The 23,332-nt window shown below is 39.9% G+C and carries 20 protein-coding genes; 6 read left to right on the forward strand and 14 right to left on the reverse strand.

What is annotated here, in order from left to right:
* A partial coding sequence (locus MV676_RS05510) for an ABC transporter transmembrane domain-containing protein (protein WP_297445738.1) occupies positions 1–791 on the reverse strand: 791 nt, incomplete at its 3' end.
* Positions 788–2,041, reverse strand: a complete 1,254-nt coding sequence (locus tag MV676_RS05515) for an O-antigen ligase family protein (RefSeq protein ID WP_297445739.1) — start codon at positions 2,039–2,041, stop codon at positions 788–790. The genes MV676_RS05515 and MV676_RS05510, both read right to left, overlap by 4 nt.
* A 66-nt stretch (positions 2,042–2,107) precedes the next feature.
* Between MV676_RS05515 and purH the strand changes: the two genes are divergently transcribed.
* From purH to trmD, 4 genes are read left to right on the forward strand one after another with little or no spacing between them, the layout of a single operon-like run.
* Positions 2,108–3,706 (forward strand): bifunctional phosphoribosylaminoimidazolecarboxamide formyltransferase/IMP cyclohydrolase, encoded by a 1,599-nt coding sequence (gene purH, locus MV676_RS05520; protein WP_297445740.1) that lies wholly within the window; start codon positions 2,108–2,110, stop codon positions 3,704–3,706.
* Between the two features lie 10 nt (positions 3,707–3,716).
* The gene (locus MV676_RS05525; protein WP_022847360.1) at positions 3,717–4,262 is read left to right on the forward strand and encodes a thioesterase family protein; all 546 of its coding nucleotides are present in this window, start codon (positions 3,717–3,719) and stop codon (positions 4,260–4,262) included.
* A 44-nt stretch (positions 4,263–4,306) separates the two neighbouring features.
* Positions 4,307–4,870 carry a ribosome maturation factor RimM gene (gene rimM / locus MV676_RS05530; protein ID WP_022847361.1) on the forward strand — a complete coding sequence of 188 codons (564 nt, stop codon included), beginning with the start codon at positions 4,307–4,309 and terminating at the stop codon, positions 4,868–4,870.
* The gene (trmD, locus tag MV676_RS05535; RefSeq protein WP_297445741.1) at positions 4,870–5,661 is read left to right on the forward strand and encodes a tRNA (guanosine(37)-N1)-methyltransferase TrmD; all 792 of its coding nucleotides are present in this window, start codon (positions 4,870–4,872) and stop codon (positions 5,659–5,661) included. The genes rimM and trmD overlap by 1 nt, the downstream gene beginning before the upstream one ends.
* On the opposite strand, the gene MV676_RS05540 is transcribed toward trmD, so the two are convergent.
* The 12 genes from MV676_RS05540 to lepA all read right to left on the reverse strand — a co-directional run bounded on the left by MV676_RS05540 (position 5,572) and on the right by lepA (position 19,071).
* Positions 5,572–6,798, reverse strand: a complete 1,227-nt coding sequence (locus MV676_RS05540) for a Mur ligase family protein (protein ID WP_297445742.1) — start codon at positions 6,796–6,798, stop codon at positions 5,572–5,574. The genes trmD and MV676_RS05540 overlap by 90 nt on opposite strands.
* Complete coding sequence (gene accD / locus MV676_RS05545; RefSeq protein ID WP_022847364.1) at positions 6,799–7,653, reverse strand: acetyl-CoA carboxylase, carboxyltransferase subunit beta; 855 nt, start codon at positions 7,651–7,653, stop codon at positions 6,799–6,801.
* A 3-nt stretch (positions 7,654–7,656) separates the two neighbouring features.
* Positions 7,657–7,968: a metalloregulator ArsR/SmtB family transcription factor gene (locus MV676_RS05550; RefSeq protein ID WP_022847365.1), complete on the reverse strand. Its 312-nt coding sequence runs from the start codon at positions 7,966–7,968 to the stop codon at positions 7,657–7,659.
* A 178-nt stretch (positions 7,969–8,146) separates the two neighbouring features.
* On the reverse strand, positions 8,147–8,980 hold the full coding sequence (cysQ, locus tag MV676_RS05555; RefSeq protein ID WP_297445743.1) for a 3'(2'),5'-bisphosphate nucleotidase CysQ: 834 nt from the start codon (positions 8,978–8,980) through the stop codon (positions 8,147–8,149).
* 11 nt (positions 8,981–8,991) lie between these two features.
* Positions 8,992–10,209 (reverse strand): bifunctional diguanylate cyclase/phosphodiesterase, encoded by a 1,218-nt coding sequence (locus MV676_RS05560; RefSeq protein WP_297445744.1) that lies wholly within the window; start codon positions 10,207–10,209, stop codon positions 8,992–8,994.
* Positions 10,210–10,235: 26 nt separating this feature from the next.
* Complete coding sequence (gene trpB / locus MV676_RS05565) at positions 10,236–11,441, reverse strand: tryptophan synthase subunit beta (RefSeq protein ID WP_022847368.1); 1,206 nt, start codon at positions 11,439–11,441, stop codon at positions 10,236–10,238.
* Positions 11,442–11,556: 115 nt separating this feature from the next.
* A complete protein-coding gene (nrdD, locus tag MV676_RS05570; protein ID WP_297445745.1) occupies positions 11,557–12,090 on the reverse strand; it encodes an anaerobic ribonucleoside-triphosphate reductase in 534 nt (177 codons plus the stop codon).
* Positions 12,091–12,093: 3 nt separating this feature from the next.
* Complete coding sequence (nrdD, locus tag MV676_RS05575; protein WP_027720070.1) at positions 12,094–13,638, reverse strand: anaerobic ribonucleoside-triphosphate reductase; 1,545 nt, start codon at positions 13,636–13,638, stop codon at positions 12,094–12,096.
* Positions 13,638–14,312: a radical SAM protein gene (locus tag MV676_RS05580; protein ID WP_022847369.1), complete on the reverse strand. Its 675-nt coding sequence runs from the start codon at positions 14,310–14,312 to the stop codon at positions 13,638–13,640. The genes nrdD (MV676_RS05575) and MV676_RS05580 overlap by 1 nt, the downstream gene beginning before the upstream one ends.
* Positions 14,312–16,474 (reverse strand): 5-methyltetrahydropteroyltriglutamate--homocysteine S-methyltransferase, encoded by a 2,163-nt coding sequence (gene metE, locus MV676_RS05585; RefSeq protein ID WP_297445746.1) that lies wholly within the window; start codon positions 16,472–16,474, stop codon positions 14,312–14,314. Before metE ends, MV676_RS05580 begins: the two co-directional genes overlap by 1 nt.
* Before the next feature lie 103 nt (positions 16,475–16,577).
* On the reverse strand, positions 16,578–17,222 hold the full coding sequence (gene lepB, locus MV676_RS05590) for a signal peptidase I (RefSeq protein ID WP_297445747.1): 645 nt from the start codon (positions 17,220–17,222) through the stop codon (positions 16,578–16,580).
* 52 nt (positions 17,223–17,274) lie between these two features.
* The gene (gene lepA, locus MV676_RS05595; protein ID WP_297445748.1) at positions 17,275–19,071 is read right to left on the reverse strand and encodes a translation elongation factor 4; all 1,797 of its coding nucleotides are present in this window, start codon (positions 19,069–19,071) and stop codon (positions 17,275–17,277) included.
* 145 nt (positions 19,072–19,216) lie between these two features.
* On the opposite strand from lepA, the gene MV676_RS05600 reads away from it, so the two are divergent.
* Both MV676_RS05600 and MV676_RS05605 read left to right on the forward strand, forming a co-directional pair.
* On the forward strand, positions 19,217–20,419 hold the full coding sequence (locus MV676_RS05600; RefSeq protein ID WP_297445749.1) for a Wzz/FepE/Etk N-terminal domain-containing protein: 1,203 nt from the start codon (positions 19,217–19,219) through the stop codon (positions 20,417–20,419).
* Entirely contained in the window at positions 20,416–23,328 is a 2,913-nt protein-coding gene (locus MV676_RS05605) for an SLBB domain-containing protein (RefSeq protein ID WP_297445750.1), read from the forward strand. The genes MV676_RS05600 and MV676_RS05605 overlap by 4 nt, the downstream gene beginning before the upstream one ends.
* Positions 23,329–23,332: the final 4 nt, after the last annotated feature.

Below are 23,332 nucleotides of genomic sequence, written 5' to 3' on the forward strand. Positions count from 1 at the left end.
TAACCGCCGTAAAAGATTAACCCTCCTATAACAACACCGGCAATAATTTCAACAATGGGAGGATAGATGCCCTGAATAAACTTTATCTTCATAAACTGCTTTACATAACGTTTATTCTCTTCTTTAAAAAGGTCGGAAAACCGCTCTTCAAGTAAAAAGAGTTTTACCTCTCTTATGTTTTTAACACCATCAAACAGATGAGCTGTAAGGTTAGCAAGTTTCTCCTGCATCCTGAAAGTGTACTTTTTAACTTTTTTTCCAAACTCAGATATAACAATACCTATTAGAGGTAATGCAACAAATCCGGCAAAGGCAAGCCTGGGATCCATATAAATAACCGCAATCATCAATCCTATAGATGTTGTAAGATCCCTCATAAAAGCAACAACGTATCTTGCTGTAAATTCCTGCAGAAGCGCCGTATCATTGATTATCTTTGAAACGAAAGAGCCCGCAGACTCTCCCTGAAGCACATCCATCGGTAGCCTCAAAACTTTATCGTACAAATCCTCTCTCAACCTTGCTATCACCGTTTGACCAAGGTATGAAGCTGTATAGTAACTGAAAAAGAAGGCAACCCCTTTAACAAGGAGAAGTCCTAAAAGAATAAAGGGCAGGAGTTTTAGCATATGTTCGTTTTTAGTAACGAAGACAGAGTTTATTATATCCTTTATGAAATACGCAAGATAGGATGTTACCGCCGAATGAACCAACATGGCAACAACTGTAACTATCATTAAGAACTTGTACTCTTTAATGTAACTAAATAGCCACCAGGGAAACTTCTTCAAAGTTTTTCTCCTGAACGTAGTTTATCAAGAAGGTAAAAATTTATACCCAATATAAACATAAAACAGATCTTAACTTCAGCATCTGTAAAGTTATTTTCAAAGAAACCGGCTGCGGCAAAGCCAGCATACATAGAGGCAAAAGCGGCAAAAAGTGGCTCTGAAAATTGAGAAAAGCCACGAATATTCATTACCACTAAATACAGAATAAAACTGATATAACCAATCAACCCTAAAATTCCAAAATCTGTCAGGTATTTTATATATATGTTATGACTTAAACAATGGTAGAATTGCTTATCACAAAGATTCTCCACCTTAGGCGGCTTCTTCCCAAGAACTTTTTCATAGCTCTCAGGTATATATTTACAACACATATCCTTACCTACAACCGGTGCACCAATCAATTTCTGCTTAAAAGAAAAGTCATTTCTAATAGCTTTGTAGTGTGAACGCCAGATGATCAATCTTGTGGTATTGCTACCGTTAGTTTTTGTATTTAAAATGCTCTCAAGTCTCGCCTTTAAAGGTGTAAAAACAAAAGCCATACAGATGAAGATGGCAAAAAAACCGGAAAAATAGAAAAACCCTTTCCTTTTATAAATCAACAAAAACAGAAAAGTCAAACCCACAAACATCCCTATCCAGTAAGAGCGGCTCTGATTCAAAATAACCGATAGAAATAGAAAAAACGCCACAAGCCTGTAGAGTGAATTCTTATATCTAAGGCTCAACCCGACAAAAAGAAAGAGCAAGAGAAAAAGAACTCCCCCCGTAGTTAGCTGATGGAACAAACCTTTTGCCCTGACCGGCTCAAGAAACAAATGAAACCTTGAAAGCCGGAAATGCTTTATATTCTGATGAGTAAAAGCCTCAAATATTACAGAAAAGGCAAGAGCAAGAGAACTAAAAGATAAAAATTTCAAAAGTCTTTCTAAAGACAACCCTTTCTTAAGTCTATCATAGACGAGAACCACTGGAAAAAGGTGATGATTCAAGGAACTCTGTTTCCAAGCTTTTCTAAAATCTTGTGAAAGAACAATAGAAACAGCCTCCGGAACTACAAAAAAAGTTAAAGGTTTAAGATCAGGTAACTTTACACTTTCACCACCGAGTAAAAGTAAAACAAGGCCTAAAACACCAACACCAATAGCAATATTGTCACCGGCTACAGAGAGAGGAATTGTAAAAGCAAGCAAATATACAGAAAGTGAAAGAAAAACTGCGCCAACTTTCAAAAGTTTCAATCTCATGAAAAGCTCCCAATCTCGGTTTGATAAAATTCTGTAGCAATAAATCAAATTCCGCAGGAGGCTAATTTGAAACCTGTTAGAGCTATTATATCCGTATCTGACAAAACCGGCATCGTCCCATTTGCCAGAGAACTTAACAAAATGGGTGTAGAAATCATCTCAACAGGCGGAACGGCAAAGCTTCTAAAAGAAAACGACATTCCCGTAAAAGAGATCTCTGAAATAACCGGATTTCCCGAAATAATGGAAGGAAGAGTAAAAACACTCCATCCCAAAGTTCACGGTGGCATCCTATCTAAAAGAGACAACCCTGACCACATAAAAACGATGGAAGAATTAGGCATAGAGCGAATAGACATTGTCGTAGTTAATCTCTACCCCTTTAAAGAAACCGTTAAAAAAGGTTCTTCCTTTGAAGAGATCATAGAAAACATCGACATTGGCGGGCCAACAATGGTAAGGGCCGCAGCCAAAAATTTTAAGTACGTGACCATAGTAACAGATCCTGCAGATTACGACAAAATCGTAGAAGAACTTAAGAGCACTGGCGAAATCTCGCTTAAGACCAGATTCTACTTAGCGAAAAAGGCCTTTAACCTGACAGCCCACTATGATGCTGTAATAACAGAATACCTATTTTCCGTAAACGAAAAAGGTAAAAAGAACACTGAGCCGCCAGAATTCAGAAATCCACTAACAATCACATTTGAAAAAATTCAGGATTTAAGATACGGTGAAAATCCACATCAGAGAGCAGCATTTTACAGAGAGATATTTAACGAAGAACCCTGCGTAACAAACGCAGAAAAGATACACGGAGCGAAAGAACTTTCCTTTAACAACATCTACGACATAGACGGTGCGTTCAATTTAGTGTTGGAGTTTGACCCCGAAAAAGACGGCATCGCCTGCGCAATAATAAAACATGCCAACCCCTGCGGAATGGCCATAGGGAAAACACCTGAAGAGGCATATGAAAAAGCACTTAAAGTTGACCCGGTTTCCGCCTTTGGTGGTATCATAGCGTTTAACGCGACTGTTAACGAAGAGGTAGCTAAACTTATAGTTCAAAGATTTTATGAATGCATAATAGCACCGAAGTACTCTGAAAATGCCCTTGAAATACTAAAAACGAAAAAGAACTTAAGGGTGCTTACAACAAACGGCCTTAAAAATCTTACCCTGCGGGGTGAGAACTCACCGTTTGACTGCAGGAAAGTTGTTGGCGGAATGCTGGTACAGGATAGGGACCTCATCACAGTAGTACCGGAAAAGCTAAAAGTCGTAACAGAAAGAAAACCTACGGAAAGAGAGTGGAAAGACCTTCTCTTTGCATTTAAAGTAGTAAAATGGGTAAAGTCAAACTCTGTAGTTTACGCCAAAGACGGCGTTGCCATAGGAATAGGTGTAGGACAGACATCCCGCGTTGACGCTGCAAAATGTGCTGCTCTAAAAGCAAAAGAGATGGGACTTGACATGGAAGAATGCGTCCTCGCAAGTGAAGCTTTCTTCCCATTTAGAGACAGTGTTGACGAAGCTGCAAAGGTTGGTGTGAAGGCCATTATACAGCCGGGCGGTTCAATAAGAGACAATGAAGTAATAGAAGCGGCAAACGAACACGGAATGGCAATGGTATTTACAGGGATAAGACACTTTAGACATTAAGGGGGAAAGGATGGCAGAAGAGCAAAAACAGCAACAACAGCAGGTAATCGTAGGGACCATGCAATACAGGGTAACGATGGGTGAAACGGATGCATACGGTGTAATGTACTACGCCAATTACTTCCATCTTTTTGAAAGAGGAAGAACAGAGCTTTTCAGAGCTTTAGGTATTGAATATAGACAGATACTTCAGCAGAGACAAATTTTAATGCCTGTTGTTGAAACCGCCTGCAGATACATGGCCCCTATTGTTTACGACGACCTAATAACAATAGAAACGGCCATCACAAACATAGAATCAAGAGGCATAAGGTTTGACTACAGAATAATAAGAGACGAAGCTGTACTTGCGGTTGGATTCACACAGCACATATTTATAGACCCGCAGGGAAGACCTGTAAGTTTTGGAAAGGAAGTTTTAGAGCAACTCAAAGCCAAAGGCCTCATACAGGAACAGCCACAGGAAGCAAAACCACCTGAAAGCGAGGAAGAGGTCCAGGAAAAGCTCAAAAAGTTTGTAATAGAAAAAATTCAGAAACCTGAAGAGAACAACTAACAATCAGGAGGGGCCTACGCCCCCCTTCCTTCTTCGGAGAAACGATGAAAAAGAGAAGCATAAAAGAAATTTTAGAGAGACGGAAGAAAAAGATAGATCACTCAAACGAAGTTCTAATAGGCAAAATCGTTGGAGCTCACGGGATAAAAGGTGATGTAAAAATTAAACCCGAATCTGACATTTTTGAGAGACAGATATCTCACGTTAAAACACTTTCTGGATACAGAGGAACGGCGAAAAAAAACCTTACAATTGAATCAATTAAGCCTTACAAAAACATATTCATAGCAAAGTTCAAAGAGATAGAAGACAGAAACCAAGCAGAATCTGCGATAAATACAGAACTTTACATAAAAAAAGAAGATACAGCACCTTTAGAAAGCAATGAATTCTTCTTCGAAGATCTGATTGGTTGTACAGTAGTAACAGAAGAGAAAAGCACTGTAGGAAAGGTAAAAGAAATAATGGAAATGCCGGCAAGCCACATACTTGTAGTAGAAAAGGAAGATGGGAAAGAAGCCCTTATACCGTTCATAGATGAATTTGTAAAAGATATAAACGTAAAAGAAAAAATAATCACAATAAAACCAATAGAGGGCCTCATCTAATGCCTTCTTTTGATGTTTTAACCGTCCTTCCGGGACTGTTTTCAGGCTTTCTCACAGAAGGCGTTATAGGAAGAGCCATAAAGTCGGGAAAGGTCAGCGTAAAAATTCACAATTTGAGAGATTTCACAACAGACAGGCACAGAGTGGTTGATGATGTTCCTTACGGCGGTGGACCCGGCATGGTTTTAAAACCGGAACCTATATTCCGGGCGTTTGATCACATCTGCGAAGAGAGGGGAAAAAAACCGTACGTAATTTTAACTGAACCCTGGGGAGAAACTTTTACACAGAAAAAAGCCATTGAATTATCAAAAAAAGAGAACATACTCATAATATGTGGAAGGTACGAAGGCGTCGATGAGAGAGTGAAAGCGATAGTAGATGAAGAGATATCAATAGGAAACTATGTTTTAACAGGCGGGGAACTTCCAGGCATGGTAATAATGGACGCCGTTATAAGACTAATACCCGGTGTTCTCGGCAGCAGAGAATCTCTTGAAGCAGACTCCTTCAGTGACAGAGGCCTTATGGGATATCCAAACTACACAAGACCTGTAGAATATAGAGGAATGAAGGTTCCAGAAATCCTTTTATCAGGGCACCATAAAAAGATAGAACTGTGGAGGAAGGAAAAATCTATAGAAAAGACGTACCTTAGAAATCCATCATTAATAGAAAAACTTCTTAAAGACGGAAAATTCTCAAAAGAGGAAGAGAGAATCGTCAGAGAGGTAATTAGAAAGTTTTCCAATAAGGTAAAAGGATCCAACGACGGCAATCGGTCTATCTAAAACAGTTGAAATATCCTTCACAATAGCGGCAGAGCCTGAAAATTTTCTGATATCTTCAGCGGAAAGTGCCCTTTCATTATCTATTTCTGTAACAAATAATCGTCTTCCTCGCGATTTTGTATAGCTTTCAAGAATTGACATAACCCTTTTCACGTCTTTATCCCTTAAACCAGAATAAAGAACATCCACTTTTAGCTCGAGAAGCTTCAAAGTTTCAACAAACTTCTTTACGGCATCAGGATTATGGGCAACATCCACTATTAAAAGAGGTTTTTCCCTTACAATCTGAAATCTTCCCGGAAGCTTCACGCTGGACAATCCCTTCACAGCTTTTGAAACTGAAAACTCTTCGCCAAAAACTTCTTTTAAAATAATCTTTGCAGCTGAAACGGCCGTAGCACTGTTTACAGCCTGATGAAAACCGTAAAGAGGAACTAAAAAGCGAAATGCCGTATCCTCATCCCTGTAAAAAGCCTCTGTTCCTGAAAGAGAAACATTAACATCTAAAGTGGAAAAATCCCTGCCGTAAGCGATAATCCTATCCGTAAACTTTTCTGCAAGCCTGAAAACAACCGGCGGATTATCGGAAATAACAACAGGAATCCTATCCTTTACAACGTGCAACTTCTCAACAGCTATCTTCTCTATCGTATCACCAAGGTAATCTTTATGGTCAAAATCAATGTGGGTGATAACCGCTAAATCGTGAGAAATGGCGTTTGTAGCATCAAGCCTTCCGCCAAGTCCAACCTCGTAAACGACAAAATCACAATCTTTAAAAAGAAAAACAGCAAGCAAAAAAGCAGCCTCAAAGTAAGTCAGAGAGAATTTTTCAACAACAGGCAAAATTTCTCTAAACGCCCTATTCAAAGTCTCTGTATCAACCTGTCTGAGATCCAAGCGAAATCTCTCGTTGAACCTTAAGATGTGTGGAGATGTAAAAAGACCCACCTTTTTTCCGTGCTCCTTCAAAATAGAAGCAATACAAGTGGAAGTGGAACCTTTGCCGTTGGTACCGGCAACAATAACGGATGGAGGCAGAGAAAAAGAAAGGGTGCTTAAAGCACCCTTTATCCTGTCAAGCTCGATTTTCCAGACAAACTCTTTACTGGCAAAATAGGTCTCAAAATCAGTCACCTAAGCAACTACCTTCTCTGTAAACAGTTTAAGAAAATGGACTATCGTATCCTTTAAATCTTCCCTTGGAACAACCATGTCTATCAATCCGTGTTCAAGGAGAAACTCTGCCTTTTGAAAACCTTTTGGAAGTTTCTGTCTTATCGTTTGTTCAATGACCCGGGGGCCGGCGAAACCTATAAGAGCCCCAGGCTCTGCAATAATCACATCCCCTAAAAAGGCAAAGCTTGCAGAAACACCACCCATCGTAGGATGGGTAAGAACAGAGATGTAAGGAACCCCCCTTTCCTCAAGACGAGCAAGGGCTGCTGATGTTTTGGCCATCTGCATAAGGGAGATAATTCCCTCCTGCATCCTTGCTCCTCCTGAAGAAGAGATACAGATGAAAGGTATCCCTTCCTCTGCAGCCCTTTCTATGTTTCTTGTAATCTTCTCGCCGACCACCGAGCCCATACTTCCACCCATAAACTTAAAATCAAAACAGGTAACGTACGCATCTATTTCGCCAATTTTTCCTTTAGCATTCACAACAGCATCTTTTAAACCCGTTTTTCTCTGAGCAGAAGCAAGTCTTTCAGTGTACGGTTTACGGTCACTAAACCCTAAAATATCTTTTGGCTCAAGCTCTGTATCAAGTTCCTCATACTCCCCTTTATCAAAAAGGGAAAAGAGTCTTTCTCTTGCTTCCATCGGAAAATGGAAGCCACACTTTGGACACACCATCAAATTCTTTTCAAGCTCACCTCTGAACAGAAGGCTTTTACACTCGTTACACTTTATCCATAAACCGGAAGGAACCGCTGAAGCTTTTGTTTCCCCGGTATCTATTCCTTTCTTAAACAACTTTCTAAACATACTTTATCCCTTAAAGCAAATGATGTCAGGCAGTGTATTTAAAAGTTGAATAAAAGCGTCTGAAGAAATGGTGTAATAAACTTTATTCCCCTCTCTCTTTTTGTCAACTATCCCTTTATAGCGAAGTGTCCTGAGATGCTGCGAAAGAGAAGACTGAGAAATTCCCAATTCTTTCTCAAGGTCTGTTACACACATCGGTTTTTCTTTTAACTTAAAAAGAATCTTTAATCTTACCGGAGAAGCCAGCGCTTTCAGACATTCCGCTCCTTCTTCAAGTCTCCTGTCGTCAAGCATTTTAGAACCTGTCTTAGCCATATAAACCTCCTGAAAAGAATAACAAAATATTAATTTTAGGTGCACTATTTTAAATTATAGAAATCTTGTCTGGTGTTGTCAATGTCTTATATGCTAAAAAATGAAATTCTATCTATTTTGTATCGAGAATTTAAAAAACCATCTCTCTCCAAAAATCAAAAACCACTTTTTAAGCCATTCATAAAATAAAATCTTTTCTAAAAACAACAAAGTGCGGGTTCAATAAATCTCTTTTATTGTAAATTAATGGTTTACCTGTTTCATAATTAACAACCCGTCCGCCTGCCGCTTCAACAACTGCCTGGCCAGCCCCGGTGTCCCACTCCATTGTAGGTGCAAGCCTTGGATAAACATCAGCTTCCCCCTCTGCCACAAGACAGAGCTTTAAAGAACTTCCTTTAGAAACCGTTTTTATCTTGCCAAACCTCTCTTCTATCTCTTTTATAAAAGCCTCTGTTTCAGGATTTCTATGGGAACGGGAAGCAACAACAACCACTTCCTCTCTCTTACTCTCTACAGGAAGCCTTACCGCTACCTTTTCTATTTCGTTCCAGAACCTTTCAGGAGAAGTTATCTCTTCTAAAAAAGAAAATTTGCCATTTTCAACCTTGAAAGCTCCTATCTTTTCCGCTCCATAGTAAAGCGTTTTTACAACAGGTGCATAAACAACCCCTAAAATTGGCCTTCCATTCTCAATAAGAGCTATATTAACCGTAAATTCACCATTCCTCTTAATAAACTCTTTGGTTCCATCAAGCGGATCTATAAGCCAGAAGCGCTTCCACCTGCTCCTCTTTTCATAAGGAACTGTTTTTCCTTCTTCCGAAAGTATAGGATAATCAGGAAGATGGGAAACTATTATCCTGTGAGAAAGCCTATCTGCTTCTGTAAGAGGTGATTTGTCCGCCTTTTCTTCCACCTCAAAATCTCTCTCATAGACAGAAAGAATAGCTTCACCGCTTTTTAAAGCTGTCGTTATTGCTGTAATTGCTGTAAAGAGTAAATCTTTCATAATTCTATCCTCTATATATCTATTTTTACATCATACGGTTCAGGCTGCGGTTTACCTATGAACCATCCCTGACCAAGACCAACACCGATTTCTCTCATAAGTGTGTAATCCTCTTCGTCCTCTATAAACTCAGCTAAAACCCTCAGTCTAAAAGGCTTGGCAACCTCAACTATCGATTTCATAATCGTCAGGTCCCTTATATCTCTCTTCGCTCCTTTAACGAATTCTCCGTCTATCTTAAGAATGTCTGCAGGAAACTTTTTAAGGTAACTGTATGAGGAGTAACCTGAACCAAAATCGTCAATAGCTATCTTTGCATTCATATCTCTAAAAATCTGAAAGATACTCTGAGCAACGTTCATCCCCATAACTTTCTGCGACTCCGTAATCTCAATGACAATATTGGAAGAGTTTAGATTCCTATCTTTCACAACCCTCCATATATTATTGAGTTCCTTAAAAAAGTATTTCATAGAAAGATTGAAGAAAAGCTTATAACTATTATCAAGATAAACAGAGGCCTTTTCAAAAATGATCTTATCTATTTCAGGAATTAGATTAAACGTGTTTGCAATATCAATAATATAATCTCCTTTTAAAACTTCGTCACCGTGAAATATTCTGGCTAAAACCTCATAACCGTAAATTCTCCCTGTTCTGAGACTCACTATAGGTTGAAAGTAAGGAATCACTGTCCGCTTTTCTACAGCCTCAACAAGCTTAAGACGTATTTCCTGCATCTTATCAAAATTGCTCGATTCGTTATCTATAAAAACAATACAGTTTTTTCCCCTCCTCTTTGCACTGTAAAGTGCCTCCTCGGCCTTTTTAAAGAGATCACACACATTCCCCTGATCTCTTGTGTAAAACGCAACACCGCAACTTGTGGTCAGAGAGAAAAAGTCCCTTCCTATTTTAAAGTTCAATCTCTCAAAATGCTTGTTGTATATCTCCTCTATTCTGCGAAACCCGAGCACCGGATCAAGACCTCTAACAAGAATGGCAAAACTGTTTGAACCAACCTTACCAATAATGAAAGAAGAACAGTACCGGGTAACAACCGAACAGACCTTTTTAGCAACGGCAGAAATTACTGCATCTCCCATACGGTAACCGTATGAAAAATTGACCAATTTAAAGTCATCAACATCAATGATGAAAAGAGCAAGGTTATCGTCTTTAAGAGATGCTACCTTCTCTAAAAACTCCGTCCTATCAAGAATAGCCAAAGAGGAACCACTTTTAAATTCATGGGTCATAACTTCAAATCTTCCCTTTCCGAAAGTATTTCTCCTATCTGGTTTACATCTTTATCACCACGGCCCGATAGATTCATTATAACAACTTTATTTTTCAATTTTGATCTATTTTTAATAAGCCATGCCACAGCATGAGAACTCTCAAGTGCCGGAATAATACCCTCTGTTTTTGAAAGAATTTGAAACGCCCTTATCGCCTCCTCATCCGTAACCGCATCGTATTTTGCACGGCCAATATGGTGAAGCAGAGCGTGTTCAGGGCCAACACCCGGATAGTCAAGACCCGCAGATACAGAATGTGTCGGTAAAACCTGTCCATCTTCGGTCTGAAGAAGGTAGGATTTGGCACCGTGAAGAACGCCAAGAGAACCTCTGCATATGCTGGCTGCATGCTTGCCGGTATCAAGGCCGTAGCCACCTGCCTCAACACCTATGAGTTCAACCTCTTCATCCTCAACAAACGGATAGAAGATTCCCATGGCATTACTCCCACCGCCAACACAGGCAACAATCATATCTGGGAGCCTTCCCTCTTTTTCAAGTATCTGTTCCTTCGCTTCCCTTCCGATAACAGCCTGAAAATCTCTAACCATTTCCGGATAAGGATGTGGACCTACAACGGAACCTATTATGTAGTGGGTTGTTCTAACGTTTGTAACCCAATCGCGAATCGCCTCATTTACTGCATCCTTCAGTGTTCTGCTTCCTGACTTAACAACCTCAACTTTCGCGCCTAAAAGTTCCATCCTGAACACATTCAGTGCCTGACGGTGAACATCCTCTTCACCCATATAAACAACACATTCAAGCCCTAAAAATGCACAGGCCGTTGCCGTTGCAACACCGTGCTGACCGGCGCCGGTTTCAGCGATAATCCTCTTTTTTCCCATCTTTTTCGCAAGAAGAGCCTGTCCAAGAGCATTGTTTATCTTATGAGCTCCGGTGTGGTTTAAGTCCTCCCTTTTAAGGTATATCCTGACACCGCCACCGATGTACTCAGACAAACCTCTCGCAAATTGAAGAGGTGTAGGCCTTCCAACGTAATCTTTTAAAAGCGCATTAAACTCTTCCTGAAACGCCTTATCATTCTTATAGTAGTAGTAGCTCTCTTCAAGTTCAGAAAGTGCCGCCATTAACGTTTCAGGGACAAACTTTCCTCCAAATATGCCAAACCTTCCAAATTTATCAGGAAATTTGTACACGCTACACTCCTCCAGAAAAATTTACAATGTAAAGTATAAAAGATATCCGAAAAATTTCCTAATAAAAAAGCCCCTCTTTAAAGAGGGGCTTTAAATGTACCGATATTAAAATCAGTTAAAGCATTGAGCTTAACTCTTCAAGGATGTGTTCAACATCCTTTTTTCTTACCTCTTTTCTTGTGGCAAAGTCTTCAACCCTTCCGTTCAACCAGAAAAGATAGTTCGCCTCTTTGTAATCCTTTGAAATCTTGCCTCTCATTACTGGTCTAAAGTAACCAATAGGTCTTGACCAAAGGGTAACATCTTCAGAACCGCACCTTTCGCAGACCGTCTTTCTACCAACCATCTTATGACCACAGGTATTGCAGGTTGTTAAAAATGGTGTCTTTGTAAGGTACTGAATGGGAAAATTGTCAATTATGTTGAATATGAGTTTTTCCTGCTCTTCCGGTGTCATCTCCTCTGCTGTGAAAAGGTGAAATATACTTCCACCGGTAGCGTAACTCTGAAAGTGTGAATTCACATCTATCTGCTTGAGCAAATCCCCTTCCTGAAACGGTGCCTGAAATCCCGACGTTAAGAACACCCTTTTATTTGCAGGATCACCATTTACACATATCTTCGGTGTAATTTTCTGAACTTTCTCCATCTCTTACCTCCCAACCGGTATATCAAATATGCGCTCTCCAAACTTCTCAAGCGCCCTATCTATAAATCTATTAAGTTCCGGATCCACTGAAATCTCCTTTTCCCTCTCTCCTGAAAGTACCTGAGCAATGGCATTTGCAAAAGCGATATCCTTTTCAGCCATTCTGCACGCTGCGTTTTCAGACGGCGCATACTCAAGAGAGTAGAGAACCTGATCTTTCTCCATAAACTCGTGAAGCTTCTTGTAGAGATACTGAGCTATCCTGTGCGCATACTCCTTTGCTTCATCGTTAAATAAACCGCCTTCAAAACCGGCATTAACCATGCCTTCATGTACACCAACAACGGAAAAGATGTTGAAGAGAGACTTATCATCCTTTTGATAGAAAGAAAGATATGGATATAGATCGTTCCAGTGTTTTTTAAGCCATGCTCTCTTCCTTTGAAGAGCCTTTGCACCGATATCCATCACGTAATCTATCATGGCCGTTAAAAAGTCAAAATCCTGCTTTGCAAGGAAGAGTAACCTGTTCATATTAATGGCATAAACACCTATACCGCCGACACCTGAACCGGAATGGAATGGGTTGGAACCTGTTACCGCTTCAACCTGTGAAATATCAAACAGCATACGGCAACAGTTACTGTAAATCATACCCTCATCAAAGGGCTTTATGTAAGGATTTTTCTTCTTGTAGATGGAATCTTTCATAAATGGTTCTGTCTTGTAATTCTGAACGTAGAATCCTCCAAAGTACTCTGACTCCTTCAACAGAAGCTTCCATGCAGGATTGTTCTTATCAAAATCGTCGGTTACATTAACCGTAATGAGCGGAAATGTAAAAGGATTTCCGTCTGCATCACCCCTCTTCATAGCTCTAATAAAAGCTTCATTTATCCTGTCAAAGTACTCTGAAGGAATCTCACCGTAGGTGTATGAGAGAAGTTCGCCTGCATATATAACAGGCTCATCTTTTAGCCTCGTGTTTGGCTTCGCAAAATCAAGGGTTATGTTTGAAAACGGTGAGTTTCCACTTCTAAACGGAAGGTTAATGTTGTAGAGAAATTCCTGCCAGATGTTTTCAAGTTCATAATCGGTGTATTTTTTCTTCCCCGTTTTCTCCATGTGATAGAGGTAACCTGCAGCAACGGTTGATATATCGTTAAGAGAAGTTGCACCTGAAACTTCCTGTGCAACGAGACATATCAGATTCGCACACTGCATAAAGAGTGTTTCCAGTCTCTTTGGAGGCGCCGCCCTCCTTTCGTTTTTCGCATTACTCCTTAAGCCGTAAAACGCTATATCTTTGGAAGAAAGACCAATACAGTAAGCGGAAAGCCTGTATGTCTGATGATGGTAAGCCCATCCCTCTTCATGATGAATTCTGACAGGAAGCCCGTCATATATAACATCAAAGAGGTAATCTTTCATTACGTCACCAACAACAACATGTTCAAGAGTGGGAATTCCTCTAACAAAGTTCGCATTGTTTCTGGCAATATCATCATTACCGATGAAAAGGTCAATAAGCCTGAAATACTTGTTCATTACGCCTCCACACTGTAAAAAGGATTAATTTGATAGGGAATCCCTGTTGACTCAGCAAAAGTTCTTATATCAGATAAGTCTTTCTCCGTTAATAAGGGATACCTAACAGTTCTTAATATAGTCAATTGAGAACCATTTTCAAGAGTGAATTTCTTAATTTTTTCAACAGATTTTTTTAAATTTTCAACATACCAGGATAATTTTTTATCATTTTCAAGTTTATTAGAAAATAAAATCTGTTTAAATCTCGCTTTTTCTTCATCAGAATAAACATCTTTTATCGGAATTTTAATATCTAAAGCAAATCCATCCACCATTTTATTCCTTATAAGCTCTTCTATTCTGTCAGGTAATGTTCCATTAGTATCTATCCTTACTGGAAAGTCTGCTTTCCTGATAAATTTTAAACCTTCCTCCAGTCTCTTTTCAAGAGTCGGCTCACCACCAGAGATAATTATCAGTTCAACGCCAAGGAGTTTTAGTTTATCAAGCTTCTCGGATAGTTTTTCATAAGAAATAAATCCTGAACGGCTGTCAAACGAGAGTTTGTTATGGCACTGAAAGCATTCAAGGTTGCACAGGGGTATGTACGTATAGAGAACGGCTGATTGAACACCTGGCTGATCCTTAAACGTAACCGGCGTCTCAACATCAAGGAAAGGGGAGAGAGGCATCACGCCTCCTCCCTCAATTCATGAGCAAGTGCAACGATGTTTCTTATTGCAGGAATACACTCTTCCCAGCGTCTTGTCTTAAGACCACAGTCAGGGTTAACCCAGAAGTTCTCCTTAGGAATAACCTTAAGCGCCCTCTCAACAATCGGCTTCATCTCTTCAACAGATGGAACGTATGGAGAGTGAATATCCCAGACACCAAGTCCTATCTGCCTGTCAAAGTTAACCTTCTCAAAGGCTTCTATGATATCACCTTTAGACCTTGAAGCTTCAATAGAAATAACATCAAAGTCCATAGCAAGAATATACTCAATTATTTCGCCAAACTCAGAGTAACACATGTGGGAATGAATCTGAGTTTCCGGTTTTGACCTGGCGTGGCAAACTCTAAAAGACTTAACAGCCCAGTCAAAGTACTCATCCCAGTTTCTCTTCTTAATAGGTGCCTTTTCTCTGAAAGCAGCTTCGTCAATCTGAACAATCTTAATACCTGCTTCCTCGTAATCGGCAATCTCGTCTCTAATAGCCAGAGCTATCTGGTAAGCAACCTCTGAAACCGGAATGTCTTCTCTACAGTAACTCCAGGCAATGATTGTAACAGGTCCTGTTAACATTCCTTTTACAGGCTTATCTGTGAGACTCTGGGCAAATGCTATCTCTTTAACGGTCATCGGCTCTGTTCTCTCAACATCACCAAAGATAATCGGCGGTCTGTAAGACCTTGTTCCGTAAGAAATAACCCATCCGTTACCTGTAGTTGCTATTCCTTCAAGCTTTTCCGCAAAGAATTCAACCATGTCACTCCTTTCAAACTCACCATGAACGAAAACATCTACACCAAGCTCTTCCTGAATCTTTATAGCCTTCGCAATTTCACCTTTTATAAACGTTTCATAATCCTGATCTGAAAGCTGACCTCTTCTGTTAAGAAGTCTCACCCTCCTTACCTCTTGAGTTTGAGGGAAGCTACCTATCGTAGTTGTCGGGAAGAGAGGAAGTTTTAATCTCTCTTGCTGAAGCTTAATCCTTTCTGCATAAGGAACAGGCTTATTGAAATCCGCCTCCGTAAGGTTTCTCACTCTTTCTCTTACACTCTCCCTTACACCAAAAGCTTTATCAATTCCTTCAATCCATGAACGTGCCTCATCTTCCTTACCTTCAACAACATCCGCTATAAGTTTAAGTTCGTTGAGCTTTTCTTCGGCAAAGGCAACCTTTGCAACAAGTTCAGGTGGCAACGTTGCGCCTTTAAGGTTTACAGGAAGGTGGAATAGTGGCGCAGCATTTGTGATAACAACATCGAACTTTTCTGACAGCTTCTTAATAATTTCCACCTTTTTGAATATATCAGCTCTCCAGACATTTCTTCCATCAACTACACCAGCATAAAGCGTCTTTCCTTTAGGATCTACCTTTTCAAGCTGTGAAAGGTTCTCTCCCCTATCGTGGACAAGGTCAACGCCAACACCTGCAACAGGAAAATCAAAAACAAACTGAAGATTATCCACACTGTCGTAGTAGGTGAAAACGTTTATCTTGGCATCAACACCGTCAAAGGCTTTATAAGCTTCCTTTATGGCTTCAACTTCTCCGTCTGTAAGTTCCATAACAAAAGCGGGCTCGTCAAGGTGAACAGATTCAAAACCATTAGACTTAAAGTATTCAACATACTTGACCGCTAATTTCTTTAAAAGTTCACCAAACTTTCCTTCAGGAAGGTTTTTGGAAAGTTTAAGCAGTGTAAACGGACCTATAAGATAAGCATTCTCTTTTATACCTTCGTGCTTGTTCCAGCCAAGTTTAAACTCTACCTCTTTACCTTCAAAATCGGGAACAAGGTAGTGATAGTTGGTGTTAAACCACTTGGTCATTTCAAGGGCATTCTTTCCACGGCAGAGGTTAAAGTACTCATCAAGGTTTTCTGCGCTGTAAATACCGAATATTAAAGCCGTATCAAAAAGGTTATCGTAAAAAGTCATCTCACCCTTTGGAAAGGCATCAACGTACTTTTTGTAAGTCTCCTCTCTCTTTTTATTAAGTTCTTTTATCCCCTGTCTGAGTTCTTCTTCTGTGAACTTACCGGCCCAGTACCCCTCTATGAGCGTCTTAAACTCTCTCTGCTTTCCTAAGCGGGGAAAGCCGTAACCGTAGGTTTTTGCCATATTTCTCCTCCTGATATAAATAGATTTCATTAGCGTTGGAATTATTAATTCGGTAGATTGAATTTTATATCCCCTGTTTTACAGGTGCAAGAAATGGTCTGGTTCAGTTAATCAGCTTTCCAATACGAGAAAGTCTTGGACGAAAATGAGTTGAATCCCAGGAAAAGAAAATAATTCTGGCAATTCCAACTATCTTATCTCTTTTAACAAATCCCCAGAATCTGCTATCATAACTGTTGTTACGATTGTCTCCCATCATAAAATATTCCCCCGGCGGTACGGTAAAAACAGGGGTATTATCTCCTACCGTTCCTGTTTTTAAAATGAAGTGATCCTTAAAAACACCTTTTTTCACAGGTACTTCCTCATGAAACAGCTCTCCGGTGTACTTAATACCGTTTTCCTCGTAAGAATAGGTACCGGCCGGTGAATACTTCAGAGGCTTTCCGTTAATATAGACCCTACCGTTAATTACCTGAATCCTATCGCCGGGAACAGCCATTATACGCTTTATGTAGTAAACATCTTCATTCAGGGGAAAGTGGAAAACGACCACATCCCCCCTTTGCGGCTTTCTGAAATGGTAGGTAACTTTATCAACAAGGATAAAATCACCTATCTGAAGAGTCGGCTCCATGGAACCTGACGGAATGTGGAATGATTGAACTATAAATGTCCTTATAATTAAAGCTAAAACTATCGCAACGGCAAAAGATTTTATGTTTTCATAAAGTTTATTCTCGTCCAAAACACCTCTCCTTACAAACACTATTTTTAAACGAGACTAAATATAACACAAATTACTCCACCTTTAAAACGGCAAGGAACGCTTCCTGTGGCACTTCCACTTTTCCGAGCATTTTCATCTTTTTCTTACCTTCTTTCTGCTTCTCCAGAAGCTTCTTCTTTCTGGTGATGTCTCCACCGTAACATTTGGCGAGAACGTCTTTTCTGAGAGCCTTAACATTTTCCCTTGCAATGACCTTGTTGCCTATTGCTGCCTGAATTGCAACCTCAAAGAGCTGCCTTGGAATAATCTCTTTTAACTTCTCAACAAGCTGACGTCCTCTTTTGTAAGCCTTGTCCTTGTGAACAATCACAGAAAGGGCATCTATCGGTTTACCATTTATGAGAATATCCAATTTAACAAGATCGGACGGTTTGTAACCTATAAGTTCATAATCAAACGATGCGTAGCCCCGGGAAACAGATTTTAGCTTATCAAAAAAGTCAAAAAGTATCTCCGACAGTGGCATGTCGTACTGAAGCTCTACTCTTGTTTGATCAAGATAGCTAAAGCCCTTCTGTTCTCCTCTCCTCTCCTGACAGAGCTGCATTATCGGACCGACATAATCAGCAGGCGTTATTATTGATGCTCTAATGTAAGGTTCCTCTATCTTCTCTATTTTCTCCTTAGGGGGCATTTCAGCAGGATTTTGAACATTAATGACCGTCCCATCTGTAAGCGTAACTTTGTAAATAACGCTCGGAGCCGTAGCTATGAGGTCAAGGCCGAACTCCCTTTCCAATCTTTCCTTTATAACTTCCATGTGGAGCAGTCCCAAAAATCCACAGCGAAAGCCAAAACCAAGAGCTGCAGAAGTTTCTGGCTCATAAAAAAGAGCTGCATCATTAAGCTTGAGCTTCTCTAGAGCCTCCTTCAAATCTTCATATCTGTCAGAATCAACAGGATAAAGACCGGCAAAGACCATTGGTTTTGCGGGCCTGAAACCTGGACATGGCTCTTCTGTAGGATTTTCAGCATCGGTAATCGTATCGCCAACCTGAGTATCTTCAATATTTTTAATATTTGCAGCTATATAGCCCACCTCACCGGGACCGAGTTCGTTGAGTTTTGTCATAAAGGGTGCCTGAGTACCAACCTCAACAACTTCAAACTCTTTGTTGTTAGACATAAGCTTTATCTTCATCCCCGGCTTTATAACACCATCGTAAACCCTGATAAATGGGATAACACCTCTATAGTTGTCGTAATAAGAGTCAAAAATCAGCGCCTTTAACGGTTTATCTCTGTCTCCTGAAGGGGGAGGAACCTTTTTCACAATGGCTTCAAGAATCTCCTTTATTCCTATTCCCTCTTTAGCACTGGCAAGAATTGCATCTTCGCTGTCAAGTCCTAAAACCTCCTCTATCTGCTCTTTAACCCATTCCACATTGGCAGAAGGAAGGTCTATCTTGTTAATAACTGGAATTATCTCCAGATTTGCTTCTAAGGCCAGGAAAAAGTTTGCAATCGTTTGAGCCTCTATCCCTTGAGTCGCATCAACAACAAGCAGAGCCCCTTCACAGGCTGAAAGACTCCTTGAAACTTCATAAGAAAAGTCAACGTGCCCCGGCGTATCTATAAGGTGCATAACGTAATCTTTTCCATCGTCGGCATGGTAGTTCATCCTGACTGCGTTGAGTTTAATGGTAATTCCTCTTTCCCTTTCAAGGTCGAGAGAATCAAGAAACTGTTCCTTCATCTCCCTCTTTGAAACTGTTCCTGTATATTCAAGCAGCCTATCCGCGAGCGTCGATTTTCCGTGATCTATATGAGCAATGATGCAGAAGTTCCTTATCCTGCCTCTTTCCATATTCTCTCCCTGAAGCTGTGTTTAAAAGAAATATATTCTACAGAAAAGCGAAGGAAAGAAAAATTGACACAAACTGTTAAATTAACAAAATAAGGTATAATTAAGCTACAATTTCATCCGATACCATCAAAGTACGGAGACCTTTATGGAAAAAGAACCTAAAGAACAGTTTCAACCACAGCCTTATTATATAGAGGATGACGAAATTGACCTTTACGAATTATATCTAACATTAAAAAAGAGAAAAAAAATCGTCTGGGGAATAACCGGACTATTTACGCTGGTAGCCTTAATTTTATGCTTCGTACTTCCAAAAACATACAGAACAGAAATAACACTCATGCCCTTGGGAGGCGAAAGCAAGGGAGGTTTAAGCTCCTTCCTCTCCTCACTTCCAATATCACTTCCCGGAATGTCACAATCAGGCATAACCGTAGAATCAATCCTTAAAAGTCGCATCCTAAAAGAACAGATAATAGAAGATTTAAACCTTTTACCCCTTCTCTTCCCCGATGAATGGGATAATGAAACAAAAACATGGAAGCTGGATGAGGACGAAAAGCCACCAACGCTTATAGACGGCGCGAAGGCTCTTGACGACCTTATCTCTGTATCTACAGATAAAACAACCGGAGTAATAACTGTTGATGTGGACTTTAAAAACGACCCTGAAATAGCCTATAAAATTGCAGAAGACCTATTAAACGCCACAAACAAAATTCTTGAAGAGAAAACCTTTACAGTATCAAAAAAATACAGGGAATACCTCGGCAAGCAACTGCAGGAAGTAAAAAGCAGGCTCGAGAAGCTTCAGAGAATATATGCCAAATTTATACAGGGAAAGATAAAAGAGATCCCCATGCTGTCATTTGACAACAACACCATTAATAACGGCAAGAAAGAGGGCAGGCTTATCGCGGAAAGAGAAAAGATAAAAGCTGTTTTAGAAAGGAAAGAGCTTTCTCCTCAAGATAGAAAAAAACTTCAGGATAAATTAAATAAGATAAAAGCAAAAATAAAAAAACTGAAGACCGCCAGGACCTTTATATCCGTTCCAAACTATCAATTCAATCTGATAAGGCTCAAGACAGAACTTGCAATAACACAGGGACTCTACCAATCCCTTGTTAAGGAATACGAACTTGCAAAAGCACAGGAAATGAGAGACAAAATTGCATTTCAGGTTATAGACCCCCCTTACATCCCGGAAAAACCTTACAAACCCAAGAAAGCACTCATAATAATTGTGGGATTAATATCCGGCCTCTTTATCGGTATATTTGCCGCATTTTTCAAAGAGTGGTTAGATAATGTAAAAGAAAGGCATAAAGTGGAGGAAAACGGATGAGAAAATATATATCCCTTTTAACCATAGTCGCCCTCTCAGTTACATACATTCCTGAAACGTTCGCTGAAGCGGTATCGGCACCTCTTGCATCAGAAACAAATATTACCGTTCAAAATCCACAAATAGAAACTACAGCAAACTCAACCGCTTCTTCTTCTCAAATAGAAATTAGAAATCCTTTAACTTTAGGAGTAGAATCCAATAATACTCTTCAAACGGCGCCCTCCACCAAAACCTCACCTGTTGAAACAACAAATCCGGAAACAGAGATAAGCTCTCAAACAAAAGAAAAGATAAAAAGCCTAACCGAAACAGCTAAGTCTGCTACCTTTACAGGTAAAGCAAGTTCCATAGAGGCTGGATTTTATACGAGAACAAAAGCTTTAGGAATAAAACTAAAACAGTTCGGATACAACTTCTTTGTAGGGAAGAAACTGCCGGCTTTAAGCATTCCCGTTGATAAAACCTATGTACTCGGGCCAGGTGATGAACTCTTTTTATATGTAATAGGAAACCCTCCCAACATTGACATATCCCAGATAACGAAACTTGTCGTTGATAGAGAGGGAAAAATCTATATTCCCGGATTTGGCGTCTTTTATGTCTGGGGAAAAACGTTAGGTGAAGCTGAATCGCTTATATCAAAAGCTTTGGGAGTTAACATAAAACTCACCGTTGGAAGACTCAGAACGTTCCCCGTTTATGTTTCTGGAGAAGTCAGAAATCCAGGTGCCGTTATAGCAACAAGTGCAAACACTGTAATCGATGCCATAATAATGGCCGGCGGTGTAAAAGGAACAGGAAGCCTGCGAAACATCATAGTAAGAAGAACAACACCAAACGGCGTAAAAACAATCCACATAGACTTTTACAGGCTTCTTCTTGAAGGAGAACCTATAAACATGAGGCTTAAAGACGGAGACGTGATTTTTATACCTCCAATTAAAAAGGTTGCAGGAATCGGCGGCGCTGTAAGAAGACCGGCAATTTACGAACTGAAAGGTAACGAAACATTAAAGGATCTTATAAAGATGGCAGGCGGAGTTCTTCCATCTGCCTATAAATATAAAGTTGTCATTCAGCGCTATAAAAATAATGAATTCCTTGAAGTTATCGAAGGTTCCCTTTCAGATAAAAATTTTATTTCCCAACCCCTCCACAGCGGCGATTTAGTGGTTATCAAAAAGGTTATTTCTGTTCCTCAAAATGCAGTAATGGTTGATGGATACACGGCCTATCCGGGACTCTATGAGTATAAACCAGGAATGAAGCTTTCAGATATCTTAAACTCGGATATGTTTCTTCCTGACACAAACATGAAATTTGGTCTTATCCTGCGCCAGTATCCTCTTGGAACACCGCCTAAATACATAACATTTGCGCCTGAGGACATTATAAATGGCAACAAAGATATTTTCCTTATGCCACGTGACAAAATTTATTTATATAAGTTTGGGACAACAAAAAATGTTGATTTTAATAAAATAAAAGATGCCTTTGTTGTGGAAGGAGAGATAAAATATCCCGGCGTTTATGCTTACAGAAAAGGCATGAAGCTCTCAGAACTCTTAACACCTGATATGATTTTAATAAATACCAACCTTCATTATGCAGAAATCGACAGAAGAGACCCGGAAACATTAGATATAAAAGAGATAAAAGAATTTGCACCCATAGACATTCTAAACCACAAAACCGACATTGAAATAAAACCTCTTGACGTTATAAAGTTCTATCCAAAGTTTGTCTTTTCACCGATAAAGGTTTCGGGCGCTGTTAAAAACCCCCACTTTATCCCATATCACAGGGGGATGAAACTCTCTGACGCACTTTCCGGGATAGAATTTACAAAAGACATTAAAAAACTAAAAGCCGATATCTACAGAGAACTATCCAGAAATGCAAAAAGCGCCTCTGCTCTTGAAAAGGCACAGAATATAAAAGTTCAGGCAGAAAGTGGTGCTGAAACTATAAAGAGCAATATAACTTCCGTTTACCTATACAATCTCCTTATGAAACACGATACAGATGCCAACATAACGCTGAATCCCGGCGACAGAATTGTCATAAGAGAGATTGCACCTGACGAAATCGTTGAAAAGGTTTCTGTATCTGGATATGTGAGAAATCCCGGAACATTTAAGATAACGTCAAAGACAACTCTTTACGACGTTTTAAAAGCTGCCGGTGGATTTAGAGAAAACGCATATCCAAGAGGCATTATAATTCTCAGAAACTCTGTCCGGACAATGGAAAAAGAGAGACTTTCAAAGGCTATTCTGCAGATGAGACAGGAACTTGAAAAGGAACAGGCAGGCATTATGCAGGCTGATCTATCCCAGCAGGAGCTTGCAGCAAGGCAGAGTGCCTTTGAATCAAAGAGAAAGCTCCTTGAACTTATGGAAAAAACTCAGGTTTCAGGAAGAATAACGGGCATTGTTATTCCTGAAGATTTGGAAAAACTTAAAAATTCTCCTTACAACATTCTCCTTGAAGACGGCGACCAGATTATAGTTCCTAAAAAGCCGTCAAGCGTCTTAGTGTTCGGTGAAGTTTACAATCCTGGTGCTATCGTTTACCAGAAAGGAATGACAGTTAAAGACTACCTCAAACTCTGTGGTGGTCTAACAAAAGACGCTGACAGAGAAAACATTTTCGTAATAAAGGCGGACGGAACAACACTATCCTCAGACAGGAAATTCTCCTTTATAACATGGAGCACCCGTGAGAGACGATTCCTATGGGGAACTCCGGAAGAGGAGATACTGAACTACGAACTGCAACCGGGCGACGCCGTGATTGTTCCGACAAAGATACACGTTCCAACAATGTGGCGGCCGCTGATAAGGGATGTAATCCAGATAATCTACCAGTCAGCTCTGACAGTTTACACAATTACACACATCTAAGCAG

It is taken from the genome of Desulfurobacterium sp., assembly GCF_027028515.1.
Classification (GTDB): domain Bacteria; phylum Aquificota; class Aquificia; order Desulfurobacteriales; family Desulfurobacteriaceae; genus Desulfurobacterium_A.

What these genes read in the sequence shown, in the direction of transcription:
- nrdD (WP_297445745.1), bottom strand. Translation starts at nt 12,090, where the DNA reads ATGGAGAAAGTTCAGAAAATTACACCGAAGATATGTGTAAATGGTGAT.
- MV676_RS05605 (WP_297445750.1), top strand. Translation starts at nt 20,416, where the DNA reads ATGAGAAAATATATATCCCTTTTAACCATAGTCGCCCTCTCAGTTACA.
- rimM (WP_022847361.1), top strand. Translation starts at nt 4,307, where the DNA reads ATGAAAAAGAGAAGCATAAAAGAAATTTTAGAGAGACGGAAGAAAAAG.
- metE (WP_297445746.1), bottom strand. Translation starts at nt 16,474, where the DNA reads ATGGCAAAAACCTACGGTTACGGCTTTCCCCGCTTAGGAAAGCAGAGA.
- MV676_RS05580 (WP_022847369.1), bottom strand. Translation starts at nt 14,312, where the DNA reads ATGCCTCTCTCCCCTTTCCTTGATGTTGAGACGCCGGTTACGTTTAAG.
- cysQ (WP_297445743.1), bottom strand. Translation starts at nt 8,980, where the DNA reads ATGAAAGATTTACTCTTTACAGCAATTACAGCAATAACGACAGCTTTA.
- nrdD (WP_027720070.1), bottom strand. Translation starts at nt 13,638, where the DNA reads ATGAACAAGTATTTCAGGCTTATTGACCTTTTCATCGGTAATGATGAT.
- MV676_RS05550 (WP_022847365.1), bottom strand. Translation starts at nt 7,968, where the DNA reads ATGGCTAAGACAGGTTCTAAAATGCTTGACGACAGGAGACTTGAAGAA.
- trmD (WP_297445741.1), top strand. Translation starts at nt 4,870, where the DNA reads ATGCCTTCTTTTGATGTTTTAACCGTCCTTCCGGGACTGTTTTCAGGC.
- MV676_RS05515 (WP_297445739.1), bottom strand. Translation starts at nt 2,041, where the DNA reads ATGAGATTGAAACTTTTGAAAGTTGGCGCAGTTTTTCTTTCACTTTCT.
- MV676_RS05525 (WP_022847360.1), top strand. Translation starts at nt 3,717, where the DNA reads ATGGCAGAAGAGCAAAAACAGCAACAACAGCAGGTAATCGTAGGGACC.
- MV676_RS05600 (WP_297445749.1), top strand. Translation starts at nt 19,217, where the DNA reads ATGGAAAAAGAACCTAAAGAACAGTTTCAACCACAGCCTTATTATATA.
- lepA (WP_297445748.1), bottom strand. Translation starts at nt 19,071, where the DNA reads ATGGAAAGAGGCAGGATAAGGAACTTCTGCATCATTGCTCATATAGAT.
- accD (WP_022847364.1), bottom strand. Translation starts at nt 7,653, where the DNA reads ATGTTTAGAAAGTTGTTTAAGAAAGGAATAGATACCGGGGAAACAAAA.